Origin of the sequence: Halioxenophilus aromaticivorans, assembly GCF_042850945.1 — a bacterium.
Classification (GTDB): Bacteria; Pseudomonadota; Gammaproteobacteria; order Pseudomonadales; family Cellvibrionaceae; genus Halioxenophilus; species Halioxenophilus aromaticivorans.
In genome coordinates this window covers 1,082,073-1,095,456 of record NZ_AP031496.1, presented here as the reverse complement: position 1 = coordinate 1,095,456, position 13,384 = coordinate 1,082,073, and the positions used below count along the sequence as shown (strand labels likewise).

The following is a 13,384-nucleotide window of genomic DNA, read 5'->3' as shown; positions in this document are numbered from 1 at the left end:
TAGTTACGCAGGCAATTAACCTGGGCTGTAGAGAAAATCTCTATATTTAACAGTCGGTTAGCTCTGCACCATGGGAAAGCAAAGCGGCCCGTCTTAGTATGGCTTACTATTGTAGGCAGCGCTCTACCACGTCGGCGATATCCTGAGCCACTTCTCGCACCAGTGGCTGGTTTTCGCCTTCCACCATTACCCGCACCAGTGGTTCGGTACCGGAGGGGCGTAACAACACGCGGCCTTTGCCGTTAAGCTTAGCTTCACCATCGGCCACCGCTTGATGCACTTCGGTGTGTTCTGCCAGCTTATCTTTGGCCGGCGTGCGCACATTAATCATGGTTTGTGGGTATTTCGACATACCCAGTTTTAGCTGATTAAGATTGTTGCCGCTTTCCATCATGGCCATTACCACTTGCAGCGCGGCAATGATGCCGTCCCCGGTGGTGGAGACGTCGTTGCAGATGATGTGACCTGAGGATTCACCGCCCAGTAGCCACTGGTGTTTGTGCATGGCCTCAATAACGTAGCGGTCACCGACCTTGGCGCGCACCAACTCCATACCCAGCTCTTTGAGAGCAACTTCCAAACCGAGGTTGGTCATTTGCGTGCCCACCACACCGGCACAGGCCGTTTTTTGGCGGTGGCGATGGGCGGCGATGATATACAATAATTCGTCGCCATCCACCAATTCACCCTTGTGATCCACCATCAGCAATCGGTCGCCGTCACCGTCTAGTGCAATACCTAGGTCGGCCCCCTGGGCCAGCACTGCCGCTTGCAGGCGCTCCGGGTGGGTTGAACCGCAATCGCTGTTAATATTGAGGCCATCAGGCTCAACAGCCATGGGAATCACTCGCGCGCCTAGCTCGGCAAACACTTTGGGCGCTACGTGGTAGGTGGCGCCGTTGGCGCAATCCAGTACGATTTGCAGGCCGGTAAGGGTGAAGCCCCAGGGCACCGTACCTTTGCAGTACTCAATATACCGGCCAGCGGCGTCGGTGATACGCCGAGCCTTGCCAAGACCCGGTGCGGTTTGCATGGCTTCATCCAGCTTGGCCTCGATGGCTTGTTCCAGCTCGTCGTCCAACTTAGTACCGGTAGCGGAGAAGAATTTGATGCCGTTGTCGTAATAAGGGTTATGAGAGGCGCTTATAACAATACCCGCTTGGGCCTGAAAGGTGCGGGTAAGGTAGGCAATGGCTGGGGTCGGCATGGGACCCAATAAGCCAACGTCGATGCCGGCACTGATAAGACCCGCCTGCAGGGCAGACTCAAACATGTAGCCGGAGATACGAGTGTCTTTACCGATGAGTATTAATCGGCTGCCACCGGTTTTGGCACTGTGCTCAACCAAGACTTGGCCCGCGGCCCAGCCCAAACGCAACACAAACTCTGGCGTGATCGCCCCCTCACCTACCCGACCGCGAATGCCGTCAGTACCAAAGTATTTTCTTGCCATAAAGTTAAAAGCTCGCTGTTACCTATTGTACGCGTTTAGCTGCCGCGGTTTTGATCGAGCGCATTGTACATTTTTACCATATCGACGGTAGGGCCAACGTCGTGCACTCGCAATATTTTTGCCCCCTGGCGCAGGCTCTCGTAGGCCAACACAAGGCTGCCAACCAGCCGTTCCTCCACCGGTTTGTTTAGAATGGTGCCAATGGTGGACTTGCGCGATACACCAACCAATAGCGGGCACTCTAGGTCGTGAAACCTGTATAACTGATTAATTAACGCCAAATTGTGCTGCTCGGTTTTACCAAAGCCAAAGCCTGGGTCGAGTAAAATATTGTCGCCAGCGATACTGGCGTCCAACGCCGCCCGTTGACGGCCCGCCAAATAGGCGTGAACTTCGTTTAAGCAGTCGTCGTACTCGGTGTTGGCCTGCATAGTTTGCGGGCTTCCGCGCATGTGCATTAAGCACACCGGCAAGCTGGTATTTGCTGCGGCGGCTAATGCACCGGGTAATTCCAACGCTCTAACGTCATTTATAATGCCGGCGCCTGCGTCTGCCGCCTGGCTGATGACCTCGGGCCGGCTGGTATCCACAGAAACCACCACATCAAAGCGCTTGCGAATGGCTTCTATCACAGGAATCACCCGAGCCAACTCGTCTTCTAAGCTTACCGGTATCGCGCCCGGCCGGGTGGATTCACCGCCTACGTCGATGATGTCTGCGCCCTCTTGCAACATGGCTTCCACTCGGTTTAACACGGCGGTGAGCTGCAGCTGCCCTTGGGCAGAGTGGTAGGAGCCACCGTCTGAGAAGGAATCCGGCGTGACATTGACAATGGCCATTACCAGCGGGCTGGCCAGGCTGATGGAAAGATCACCACAGCGTAATTGGGTGGGGGCCATAGGGCGCGGTTCCTTAGAAGGTAATTCACAGAAACGCAAAAGCCGGCGCATGCGCCGGCTTTTGCGTAGGGCTAAGCGCCCGGTTTAAACGTCCTTGGCAGGGTCACCAATGGTGTCACCGGAGGGCTTTTTACCATCGTCGTCGCTTTTGTTGCTACTGCTAAAGCCACCGTCGTGCCAGTCGCGCGGCGGGCGCATTTTCTTGCGCGACATCAGGTCGTCAACTTGCTCGGCGTCGATGGTTTCAAATTCCATCAGCGCGTCTTTCATGGCTTCTAAGATGTCGCGGTTTTCTTGCAGCAGTTCTTCCGCTCGCTTGTAACAGCGGTCGACAATATCGCGAATCTCTTCATCAATGGTGGTACTGGTGGCGCCGGAGTAGTTTGGATTACCGCCGCCAGGCATACCAGACTCGTCTTCGCCGTAATGCAGCGGTCCGAGTTTTTCAGACAAGCCCCATTTGGTCACCATGTTACGAGCCAATTCAGTGGCACGCTCAATATCGTTGGAGGCACCGGTGGTAACCCCTTCAAAACCCAGCGTCATCTCCTCTGCAATTCGGCCACCAAACAGCGAGCAAATCTGGCTTTCGATGGCACGTTTGCTGTAGCTGTATTTGTCGGCCTCAGGCAAGAATTGCGTCACACCCAGGGCGCGGCCACGAGGAATAATGGTTACCTTATGCACTGGATCGTGCTCTGGCACCAAACGACCAACAATAGCGTGGCCGGCTTCGTGGTAGGCGGTGTTTTCTTTCTCTTGCTCGCTCATCACCATGGTTTTACGCTCGGCACCCATAAGGATTTTATCGCGCGCTTTTTCAAACTCTTCCATGGTCACCACACGCTTGTTGGCGCGGGCAGCGAACAATGCCGCTTCGTTCACCAGGTTAGCCAAATCGGCACCGGAGAAACCGGGGGTACCACGGGCCACAACACTGGCTTCAACGCTGTCATCAATGGGCACCTTGCGCATGTGTACTTTAAGTACCTGCTCACGGCCGCGGATGTCCGGCAAGCCAACAAACACCTGGCGGTCAAAACGGCCTGGACGCAGCAGTGCTTTATCCAGTACGTCTGGACGGTTAGTGGCCGCAATGACAATAACGCCTTCGTTACCTTCAAAGCCGTCCATTTCCACCAGTAATTGGTTTAGAGTTTGCTCACGCTCGTCGTGGCCACCGCCATGACCGCCTCCACGATGGCGACCAACCGCGTCAATCTCATCAATAAAGATAATGCACGGCGCTTGTTTTTTAGCTTGTTCGAACATGTCGCGCACACGGCTGGCGCCGACACCAACAAACATTTCTACAAAGTCGGAACCAGAGATCGAGAAGAAAGGTACTTTGGCTTCACCGGCAATGGCTTTCGCCAACAGGGTTTTACCGGTTCCGGGAGGGCCCGCCATTAGCACACCGCGTGGAATCATACCGCCCAAGCGCTGGAACTTGGATGGGTCGCGCAGGAACTCCACCAGCTCTTGTACTTCTTCTTTGGCCTCGTCTACCCCTGCCACATCGGCAAAGGTGGTTTTAATTTGGTCTTCGCCCAACAGGCGCGCTTTGCTTTTGCCAAAACTCATTGGGCTGCCACGACCCCCGGCCCCACCCTGCATTTGGCGCATAAAAAACATAAAGACGGCGATGATAATCAGGATTGGGAAGCTGGCCACCAACAACTGCTGCAGCAAGCTGGGGGTTTCTGGCTCACGACCTTTCACCTCCACTTTGTGGGTGTACATGTCGTTCATCAGGTTATCGTCGCGCACCTGCGGGCGGATTACCTTAAACATTTGGTTATCGTGGCGCTCACCCAAGATGACCATGCCGTCGATAGTGACGGAGCGGACGCGATCCGATTGCACTTCCTGTAGGAATTGCGAGTAGGTGATCTCTTGTGGCCCGGTGGTGGAATTGAAGCTGTTGAAGGTGAATAGCAACACCCCCGCTATAACCAGCCACAAAACTAAATTTTTCACCATGTCATTCAAGGCATTGTCCTCGTTGTAATGAGCTTTGCGTACCCCGTGGGTACGCTCAATAAATGCATGCGCAAGACTCTAAGCATGGCACAACCACCCGAGGTTCTGCCAGCGCTTTGGCCCGCCAGATTATTGGCGCTAGCGCGTAAGTTAATTGGGATATGCGATATCCACCCGACCGTCTCAAAAATGGCGCCAGTTATCCACGAAAACCCTTACCGACAAGGTAGCATTCACGTGAGCGAGCTCGCGAAGCCCCAGGCTTGCGAGTGACGACTTTACTGAACTTTTCTCTTAGATCTCGCAGGTAATTATCGAACCCTTCGCCCTGGAACACCTTGGCCACAAAATTGCCGTTGGGCTTAAGCACCGAACAGGCCATGTCTAAGGCCAATTCCACCAGATGCATAGCAGCGGGTTGATCAATGTCCGTCATACCACTCATATTGGGGGCCATATCTGAAATAACAAGATCTACGCCAGAATGGCCATACTCGCCAAGGGTTGCCATAAGCTCGTCGTATACCGACTGCTCGGTAAAATCGCCCTGAATAAACTCAACACCGGCCAGGCTATCCATGGGTAGGATATCTGAGGCGAAAACCACGCCTTTTTCGCCCACCAGTTGACTGGCTACTTGGGTCCAGCCACCGGGCGCAGCGCCTAAGTCCAATACGCACAACCCTGGCCGAAAGAGCCGGTCTTTTTCGTTAATTTCGAGCAGTTTATAGCTCGCTCGGGAGCGAAAGCCGTCGCTCTTAGATTGTTTGACGTATTGGTCCGAAAAATGTTCATTCAACCACTGATTACTGCTTTTTGATCGAGACATAGCCCTACTCTTTGACCGCTCCAGCCTGTCGGATTGTTACATTACTCACCTTGGTAGCACTTGTTTGGCAGCTTTACACACCAAGGCTGGGCACGATTTAGGAAAGATTGAGGACTTTACCACCATCGTCCCCATTTCCGTAGTTTTGGCTTTAGTATTAACCTTAAGTAACCTTACACAACGCCAATTCGTCACCAAACGCACACGCTTGCGCCAGTAAGTACGTTTTATGAATCCCAGCCTCAAACGCAAACACCTTCGTTTCAACCTAGCCTTAAAATTGTGGATGGTGCTGTTTGCCGCCACCTCTATACTAGTGGCCAGCCTCCTGCTTTGGTTCCGTTTTAGCGTCAACCACGGCTTCCAAAACTTTATTGAACGGCTTAACCGAGCCCATGTTGAGGCCTTGATTCCCGAGCTAGAGTCTCTGTATACGGCCGAGGGCAGCTGGCAGTTTTTATTAAATGATCCTCAGCTATGGCGGCAATTGGTACGTGAGGCTTGGCTGCAATCCACCGATCGCTTCGACCGTGGCGATGACGCTGAGCCCCCCCCCGGCGCGGACATGCCTCCGCCGATTGAGCCTGATCGCAGCAACGATCGCCGACGTGACAACAAGCACTCCAAAACCAACACCCGCGTGGCACTGGCAGATCGCCAGCACAATTTTATGCTCGGCTCTTACCATATCCTAGACGACAACCCGAAATGGCTGCCGTTACAGCACAATGGCGAGGTGGTGGGCTACGTCGGGTACGCAGCGCCGAAGCGGTTTAAATCGCCGGAGGAGGTAAAATTTCTTAAACGGCAAACCGAGAACTTGGTCATTATCGGGATAATGGGTTTACTGATTAGCGCCGTGTTTGCGTTTCCACTGGCGGCGTATTTGGTGCGCCCCATTCGCAAGTTGGAATCCTCCACCCAGGCGTTAACCCGGGGCAACTATCAAACCCGCATTGATCAGATCAGTAACGATGAACTGGGCTCTCTGGCTCTGCATTTCAACGAGCTTGCCGCCACCTTGGAGGCCAATGAGAACTCCCGCCGCAAATGGGTGACGGATATTTCCCACGAGCTGCGCACGCCAGTCACCTTTATTAAGGGGCAGATAGAAGCCTTAATAGACGGCATTCGCCCCACCACGGCGGAAAACCTGCAAGCACTGGAACAGCAAATAAACCAGCTCAGTAAATTAATCGACGAACTCTACGCCCTGTCTCAATCCGAGTTGGGCGGTATGAACTACAAAAAACATTGGCTGCAAGTAAAAGACTTGATCGACCTCACCACAGACCAAGCCTCGGCTGCCATGAGGGATAAAGGACTTGAGTTTACGGTCATAAACCGTGTTGCCAGTGATTATTTATTGTTTATAGACGAATCGCGATTCTGCCAACTGATGAACAACCTTTTGGCAAACAGCTTGCGCCACACCGCAGCACCCGGCCAGGTGACTTTAACCGCCGTGGGTAATGATATTGGCCTCACCATCACATTGTTAGACTCAAACCCAGGTGTTAACGACGACGAATTGCCTAAGCTGTTTGATCGGCTGTACCGCACGGATCAATCGCGCAATTCAGCCACCGGCGGCTCGGGCATCGGCTTAACACTGTGCAAAAACATTGTCGAAGCCCACGGCGGCGACATTACCTTGCACCACAGCGAATTGGGTGGCCTGCAAGTGACTGTCACCATCCCAATTTTACAGAACCTGGATTAACACCCCCGATGACCGAACACAAAAAAATGGTGCTAATCGTTGAAGACGAAAAGCACTTGGCCGATCTTTTGGCGGACTACCTGCACGCAGCGGGCTTCGCCACCCATAAAATCCACCACGGCGACGAAGTACTGCCCTGGCTATTGGATCACCCGGTGCAAACCATTTTGCTCGACATAATGCTACCGGGCACCGACGGCATCGATCTGTGTAAGAAAATTCGCGCCAAAAGCGATGTTCCCATTTTAATGACCACCGCCCGCGTGGAGGAAATAGACCGGCTGGTAGGCCTGGAGCTTGGCGCCGACGATTACATCTGCAAACCCTACAGCCCGAGAGAGGTAGTGGCTCGGGTGAAAACCGTACTGCGCCGCACAGACAGCACCAGCGACACGAATAAAGACATCGAGCTATTACAAGAGCGCTGCCAGGTGGCTATCTCCGGCCAAACCGTGGAGTTAACTAACACCGAAACCCAACTGCTGGCACTGCTGATGAAAGAGCCCGGTCGCATCTACTCCCGCGGGCAGATAATGGACAGCATCTACCGCGATTACCGCGTGGTGAGCGAACGCACTATTGATAGCCATATTAAAAAGCTGCGCAAGAAAATCGAAGCCTGTGAGCCCAACCACCACTATGTGCAATCGGTGTATGGCGTGGGTTACAAATTTGAGCCCAAATAATTAGCGAATCCTCATTGCGTGCATATTTGTTGCGCATTTGGCTCGTAATCTAACACTGTCAGTTAGACAAACGGTCCTAACCAAAGAGAGAAATTGCTATGAAAAAAGTAACAACTGCAATCGCATTAGCCGCAAGCGTCGTTATGGCCTCACAGGCATACGCCAAGCGCCCACACTTTGAAGCGCCAAGCGAGGAGCAAATGGCAGAAATGATCACGGTCCAACAAGAAGCCGTGGACGAACTGGATTTACGGCCTGCCGTTGCCGAACAAGTTAAAACCCTGATTGCCGAAAGCAGCGAAAAGCGCATCGAATTACAAACCAGCTTTCAGGAACAAAGAGAAGCGCTGAAAGAAGAATACGACGCCAGCCTAAGCGAGCTGTTAACTGAAGATGAAATTGATGAACTGAAATCCGCCATGCGCTCAAGCATGAAAGAAAAGTTCGCAGCCGAACGCGGCGAGCGCAAGTTCCGTAAAGACAAAGGCGAATAACACCCAGGTGTTACCTCGCAACCCCTCCCAGAGTGAACCTTAGCCTAGCGCCCTGCTAGGCACTCTAGGCAAAGCCGCCGTAAACTGCTAGACTCCGGCGCCCTTTGACTAGGGCCTTTTCATTTCAGCAACCGCTAATGGGCGCAACCCCAGCAGCGCAATCAGGGTCACTCCACATGTCCACCGCCAACGACACCAAAAAACGTCTTCGCACCATCGGCCACCAACTTAAGCCCTGCGTCACCATCGCCGGCAACGGCCTGAGCGAATCGGTATTGGACGAAGTCTTCAGAGCCCTGCGCGACCATGAGCTGATCAAGATCAAACTGGCCATCCCAGATCGCGAAGCCCGCAAGGCCATCATCGCTGAATTGGTCGACAGCACCGGCGCCGAGGTCGTACAAGAGATTGGTAAGGTTGTGTTGATATTCAAAAAAGCCGGCCGCCCGGATCCGAAAAAAACCAACCTTAGGTTTATGCCTTAAGCTACTTTGCTTTAAGTTACTTTGTATTAAGCTACTTTGCATTAGGCAGCCTCTAGCGCTGCCTACCACCGCATCACACTATCTTCCTACCGCGCCACCTCCTACTTATTACCAAGATCCACACGGCTATCGCCTCGCGACCGCTTTAGCAAGCTCTGTCAGACCACGATGAACGGCGCATATTCTATGAGGCGCTGTCATAAAGTTTGTTACTTAATGTCCATTTTACTGCCCGACAATTTACTGTAGATCGCCTTAGGGCTAGCTCAGCGGTTGCATTCTATAAACACTAACTGAGTGCTATGAACTGAAGCGACGTCAAATTAAAAATGCGTTTTTCAGAGAAAACCTTAGTTGGATTTAATCCGTTAAATTCAGTAACTGGCTGTTGCCGCCCACCGCCACCGTGTTTACAGAAATACTTTTTTCGTTACAGAAACGCGTTAAATAATGTGGTCCGCCCGCCTTAGGGCCGGTACCGGATAGTCCAATGCCGCCAAAGGGCTGCAATCCCACCACGGCACCAATCATATTGCGATTCACATAAACGTTACCCACCGCAATATTTTGCGCAATGGCACGGGCCTTGGTTTCAATGCGGCTGTGAATACCAAAGGTTAAGCCAAAGTCTGTGCTTTGGGCTTGCTCCAACACCTGGGGTAAGTTTTTCTCCTGGTATTCGATTACATGCAAAATCGGGCCGAACTGCTCGCCGGGTATTTGCTGAATATCGTCAATCTCTAGTAGGCACGGCGCCAAATAATAACCGCCCCGGGCAACCTCGGCGGCGGCACAAAAATACCCTTTTGCGGTGGCTTTTTGTTGCGCAATGTAAGCGCGCAATTTTTCCCGCGCTTCGGCATCGATAATTGGGCCGGCGTCACTGTATAAATTTTCTGGATTAGCCACCACCCATTGGGCCATGGCACCTTTGAGCATGGCTACCACCTTAGGGTAGATTTCTTTTTGCAGGTACAGCACCCGCAGCGCAGAGCAACGCTGGCCGGCACTGGCAAAGGCGGAGCGCATTACGTCGTCGCACAGTTGCTCTGGTAGCGCGCTGCTGTCGGCGATCATAACGTTTTGGCCACCGGTTTCGGCAATCAAAGGCACAATGGGGCCATCCTTTGCGGCCAGGGCGCGATTAACCGCCTGGGCTGCGGCTACGCTGCCGGTAAATGCAACACCGGCCACCAGGGGCTGTTTAATCATATCAGCGCCCAGCTCACGGCCGCCGGGCAACAGCGCCAATACGCCCTCCGGGATGCCACAACGATGCAACAGCGCCACCGCCTGCTGAGCAATAATGGATGTTTGCTGGGCAGGCTTTGCCACGACGGCGTTACCCGTGACCAGCGCTGCTGTCACCTGGCCAATAAAAATAGCTAACGGAAAATTCCACGGGCTGATGCAGACAAAAATACCCCGGCCGTGGTAGCTCAGTTGGTTACTTTCTCCGGCAACGCCGGCGCCGCCCTCTGGCAACGGTATTGGCTGGGCAAACTGCTGTTGCGCTTGCTGTGCGTAATAGCGGCAAAAATCCACGGCCTCGCGAATTTCTGCCACGGCATCGCCCCAGGTTTTACCCGCTTCTCGCACCAGTAACGCAAGCCACGGATACATATCTTGCTCCAGGCAATCCGCCGCGGCGCGCAAACACTGGGCTCGCTGCGCCACATCTGTATCACGCCACTGGGGCCAGTGTTGTTGGGCCATGGTAAAGGCCTGTTGCACGGCGGCGTCATCGGCCCATACGGCGGTGCCTAACACGTCACCGTTGTTGGCCGGGTTAACCAAGGTGTTTTTAGAGGCATCCGCTGACGGCTGCCAGCCGGCAACCAGCGGCGTAATTTTTACTTTGCTTTGGCTGTGCTCGGCCAGGGCAGCTTTTATTTGCCGCCATACCAGTACATCGTTTAAATCCAACCCCATGGCATTGGGCCGCTGGCCAAACAGTTGCCGGGGCCACACCACGCCCGGGTGACGGTGATCGCTGCTGTTAGCCGCCTGGGCTACCGCGTCGTGGGCCAATTGTTGAGTGCTCACTTCGGCGTCAGCTAATTGATTGACAAACGAGCTGTTAGCGCCGTTTTCAATTAGTCGCCGTACCAAGTACGCCAGCAGCTCCTTGTGGCTGCCAACCGGTGCGTAGATGCGTGCCGGAGCCATGACGCGCCAGTGCTGCCTGGCTTGGCGATAAACCGCTTCGCCCATGCCGTGCAAACGCTGAAATTCATAGCCCTCACTGTTGCCGGCCATATGGCGCACGGCGGCTAGGGTATTGGCATTGTGGCTGGCGAAGGCTGGGTAGATGGCCGGCCGCGCGGCCAATAAACGTTGGGCGCAGGCGAGATACGACAAATCCGTATTGCAGCGCCGGCTAAATACCGGAAAGTCCTCCAGGCCCTGCTCCTGGGCTTGTTTAATTTCGCTGTCCCAATAGGCTCCCTTAACCAAGCGCACGGTGAGCGTTTTGTCCGTGCTTTGAACCAGGGCAATTAACCAGTGCACCGCTGCCAGGGCCGATTTACTGTAGGCTTGCATGGCCACACCCAAGCCGTTCCAGCCGGCCAGCTGCGGTGCAGCGATAAGCGTTTGCACCAGCTTTAAGGTCATCATCTGGCGATGGGATTCTTCCGCATCGATGGTGAGCGGTATGCCGGCCGCGGCCGCCGCTAGCGCCAACGTCAGTAGCTTTTCTTGCAATATAGTCAGTGCGCTCTGGGCGTGGCTGAATTCAAAGCGGGGGTATAACGCGGATAACTTCACCGACACGCCGGCCCGCAGAAGTAGGTTGGGCTGGGTTTGGCCGGCCAAGGCCTCGATGGAGGATTTGTAATCTTGAAAGTAGCGCTCGGCGTCTTCACGGGTGCGGGCGCCCTCGCCCAGCATATCGTAAGAAAACAACCATGGGCCATAGTGCAATTTCACGGCTTTGGCGCGGGCGCGGGCCAAGCTTTCGCCCAGAACAAATTGCTCGCCTAACATGGCCACGGCCTGGGCCACCGCACGGCGGATCACCGGTTGGCTTAGCCGATGCAGCGATTTACCCACGCTGTTGCGCTGTTTCAAATTCAGCACTCGGCCGGTGAGCGCCAAACCGTAGGTGGAAGCATTAACCCAAAATTTTTTCGATTGACCCTTGTGCTCGGCCCACTGCGCAAAACCGAGCTTGTCTTGGATGAGCTGATCGCGAGTGCGGGCATCGGGAATACGCAGCAGTGCCTCTGCCAGGCACATTAGAGCCACGCCTTCGCCTTCACTGATTTTGTATTCGCTTAAAAAGCTATCCAGCAGTGGCGTAGCATTACTGCGCGCAGCACCGATGATGACCAGGGCTTGCTGGGATATCTCGGTGCGGTCGGCCTCGGACAAATGCAGCTGTTGCAACAGCTCGGGAATATACTCGGCTTCTGACCGGCGCTTGGCGGCCAAAAATCGTTGCCAGTGGGGTGCCAATTGAGACATGGGAGAGGTCCGTAAAGAAAGCTCGCCCCCAAAACCTTACGCTGGGTTTGGGGAATACGCTGCTTTGACGAACCAAACGGCAAACCTTGGATAATTACTCGCTGTCGAGCATGTGGCCCAGCTTGCCTTTTTTGGTTTCTAGATATTTGGCGTTGTGTGGATTACGACCGGTTTCGTGGGGCAGACGCTCGGTGACGTCAATGCCGATTTCCCGCAGTGCTTCTATTTTGCGAGGGTTGTTGGTCATTATGCGCAGGCTTTGGATGCCGAAATGCGCCATCATAGGTTTGAGCATATCGTAGCGGCGCAGGTCCGCACCGAAGCCCAGGGCCTCGTTGGCTTCAACGGTATCAGCACCGGCATCTTGCAGATGGTAAGCGCGGATTTTATTCAATAAGCCAATACCACGGCCTTCTTGGCGCAAATAAAAAATAGCGCCACGGCCCTGCTGGGCAATTTTATGCAACGCCGCTTGCAGTTGCGCACCGCAATCACAGCGCAGGCTAAACAAGCCGTCACCGGTTAAACACTCTGAATGAACCCGGGCCAACACTGGCTCTTCGCCATCAAAGTCACCCATGGTGAGCACAACGTGCTCTTTATCGGATTCGCCGTCCTCAAAGCCGTGCATGTCGAAAATGCCGAATGGAGTTGGCAACTTACACGACTCGATATACTTAACTGTCACTGGGACTCCTCTCAGCGTTGGGAACTTAACACCAAAACGCCATTTTCTTTTTGCATTTCAAGCTGACTTAAAAAACTGTTCCCTAGTAATACGTGCGCCGGCGATTCATCCAGATGTACCGAAGCTTGTACATTGTCGAGGACAATAGCGCCCACAGACACGCGCGCCAGCTGCACCAAATAAATGGGCACTATACCCCCGGCGGTGCCTGCCCGAGCCTCGCGACCGGCGCGAAAATTAACTCCTAAGCGCTCGGCGGTGGCTCGGTTCATGGCAATATTTGTGGCCCCGGTATCCACCATAAAACGGATGGCGTGGCCGTTAATTTGGCCCGCCGCCCAATAGTGGCCGCCGGCACCTTCGTTTATACGCACCTCGCGCCGCTGGGCGTTGGCAAAGCCCGAGGCGATGTGTTGGCTTATGCCTAGTTGGTGGCGCTGGCCGTCAATTTCAACCACCGCGTAGCGGCTGTTGGCACTGACCAAGGTAACGCCTTCCGGGCTGGTGGCACCGGCTTTTAGCAGGCGTTGCCGACCGTCAATGGTGAGCACCGCGCTGCCTGCGAATAAGCCTTTAACGGCCACATTGGCAGCCTTCGCAGGGCTGATTGCGGCCAACGTGGCCAATAACAATGCGGCTATTACGTACCTCCAAAGCCATTGGTTACCCATGGTCA

11 protein-coding genes are annotated in these 13,384 nt (G+C 54.2%); 4 read left to right on the top strand and 7 right to left on the bottom strand.

What is annotated here, in order from left to right:
* Positions 1-106: 106 nt before the first annotated feature.
* The 4 genes from glmM to rlmE form a co-directional block, all read right to left on the bottom strand.
* Positions 107-1,453 (bottom strand): phosphoglucosamine mutase, encoded by a 1,347-nt coding sequence (glmM, locus tag ACGHM3_RS04800; RefSeq protein WP_345427755.1) that lies wholly within the window; start codon positions 1,451-1,453, stop codon positions 107-109.
* Positions 1,454-1,488: 35 nt separating this feature from the next.
* A complete protein-coding gene (gene folP, locus ACGHM3_RS04795) occupies positions 1,489-2,352 on the bottom strand; it encodes a dihydropteroate synthase (RefSeq protein ID WP_345427756.1) in 864 nt (287 codons plus the stop codon).
* Between the two features lie 84 nt (positions 2,353-2,436).
* Positions 2,437-4,335 carry an ATP-dependent zinc metalloprotease FtsH gene (gene ftsH, locus ACGHM3_RS04790; RefSeq protein WP_345427804.1) on the bottom strand — a complete coding sequence of 633 codons (1,899 nt, stop codon included), beginning with the start codon at positions 4,333-4,335 and terminating at the stop codon, positions 2,437-2,439.
* 199 nt (positions 4,336-4,534) lie between these two features.
* Positions 4,535-5,164: a 23S rRNA (uridine(2552)-2'-O)-methyltransferase RlmE gene (rlmE, locus tag ACGHM3_RS04785; RefSeq protein ID WP_345427757.1), complete on the bottom strand. Its 630-nt coding sequence runs from the start codon at positions 5,162-5,164 to the stop codon at positions 4,535-4,537.
* Between the two features lie 229 nt (positions 5,165-5,393).
* On the opposite strand from rlmE, the gene ACGHM3_RS04780 reads away from it, so the two are divergent.
* From ACGHM3_RS04780 to ACGHM3_RS04765, 4 genes are all read left to right on the top strand, one after another.
* Entirely contained in the window at positions 5,394-6,887 is a 1,494-nt protein-coding gene (locus ACGHM3_RS04780; protein WP_345427758.1) for an ATP-binding protein, read from the top strand.
* Positions 6,888-6,895: 8 nt separating this feature from the next.
* Positions 6,896-7,573, top strand: a complete 678-nt coding sequence (locus ACGHM3_RS04775; protein ID WP_345427759.1) for a response regulator — start codon at positions 6,896-6,898, stop codon at positions 7,571-7,573.
* Between the two features lie 98 nt (positions 7,574-7,671).
* A complete protein-coding gene (locus ACGHM3_RS04770; protein ID WP_345427760.1) occupies positions 7,672-8,067 on the top strand; it encodes a hypothetical protein in 396 nt (131 codons plus the stop codon).
* A 176-nt stretch (positions 8,068-8,243) separates the two neighbouring features.
* On the top strand, positions 8,244-8,552 hold the full coding sequence (locus ACGHM3_RS04765) for a YhbY family RNA-binding protein (RefSeq protein WP_345427762.1): 309 nt from the start codon (positions 8,244-8,246) through the stop codon (positions 8,550-8,552).
* Positions 8,553-8,912: 360 nt separating this feature from the next.
* Here ACGHM3_RS04765 and putA read toward each other — a convergent pair whose 3' ends face one another.
* From putA to ACGHM3_RS04750, 3 genes are all read right to left on the bottom strand, one after another.
* Complete coding sequence (putA, locus tag ACGHM3_RS04760) at positions 8,913-12,020, bottom strand: bifunctional proline dehydrogenase/L-glutamate gamma-semialdehyde dehydrogenase PutA (protein ID WP_345427763.1); 3,108 nt, start codon at positions 12,018-12,020, stop codon at positions 8,913-8,915.
* 94 nt (positions 12,021-12,114) lie between these two features.
* Positions 12,115-12,708, bottom strand: coding sequence for a GTP cyclohydrolase II (gene ribA, locus ACGHM3_RS04755; protein WP_345427764.1), 594 nt, complete (start codon positions 12,706-12,708; stop codon positions 12,115-12,117).
* A gap of 11 nt (positions 12,709-12,719) precedes the next feature.
* Positions 12,720-13,379, bottom strand: coding sequence for a TIGR02281 family clan AA aspartic protease (locus ACGHM3_RS04750; protein ID WP_345427765.1), 660 nt, complete (start codon positions 13,377-13,379; stop codon positions 12,720-12,722).
* Positions 13,380-13,384: the final 5 nt, after the last annotated feature.

Excerpts from the sequence above, each read along its gene's own strand:
- glmM (WP_345427755.1), bottom strand. The coding sequence starts at position 1,453 with ATGGCAAGAAAATACTTTGGTACTGACGGCATTCGCGGTCGGGTAGGT.
- folP (WP_345427756.1), bottom strand. The coding sequence starts at position 2,352 with ATGGCCCCCACCCAATTACGCTGTGGTGATCTTTCCATCAGCCTGGCC.
- ftsH (WP_345427804.1), bottom strand. The coding sequence starts at position 4,335 with ATGGTGAAAAATTTAGTTTTGTGGCTGGTTATAGCGGGGGTGTTGCTA.
- rlmE (WP_345427757.1), bottom strand. The coding sequence starts at position 5,164 with ATGTCTCGATCAAAAAGCAGTAATCAGTGGTTGAATGAACATTTTTCG.
- ACGHM3_RS04780 (WP_345427758.1), top strand. The coding sequence starts at position 5,394 with ATGAATCCCAGCCTCAAACGCAAACACCTTCGTTTCAACCTAGCCTTA.
- ACGHM3_RS04775 (WP_345427759.1), top strand. The coding sequence starts at position 6,896 with ATGACCGAACACAAAAAAATGGTGCTAATCGTTGAAGACGAAAAGCAC.
- ACGHM3_RS04770 (WP_345427760.1), top strand. The coding sequence starts at position 7,672 with ATGAAAAAAGTAACAACTGCAATCGCATTAGCCGCAAGCGTCGTTATG.
- ACGHM3_RS04765 (WP_345427762.1), top strand. The coding sequence starts at position 8,244 with ATGTCCACCGCCAACGACACCAAAAAACGTCTTCGCACCATCGGCCAC.
- putA (WP_345427763.1), bottom strand. The coding sequence starts at position 12,020 with ATGTCTCAATTGGCACCCCACTGGCAACGATTTTTGGCCGCCAAGCGC.
- ACGHM3_RS04750 (WP_345427765.1), bottom strand. The coding sequence starts at position 13,379 with ATGGGTAACCAATGGCTTTGGAGGTACGTAATAGCCGCATTGTTATTG.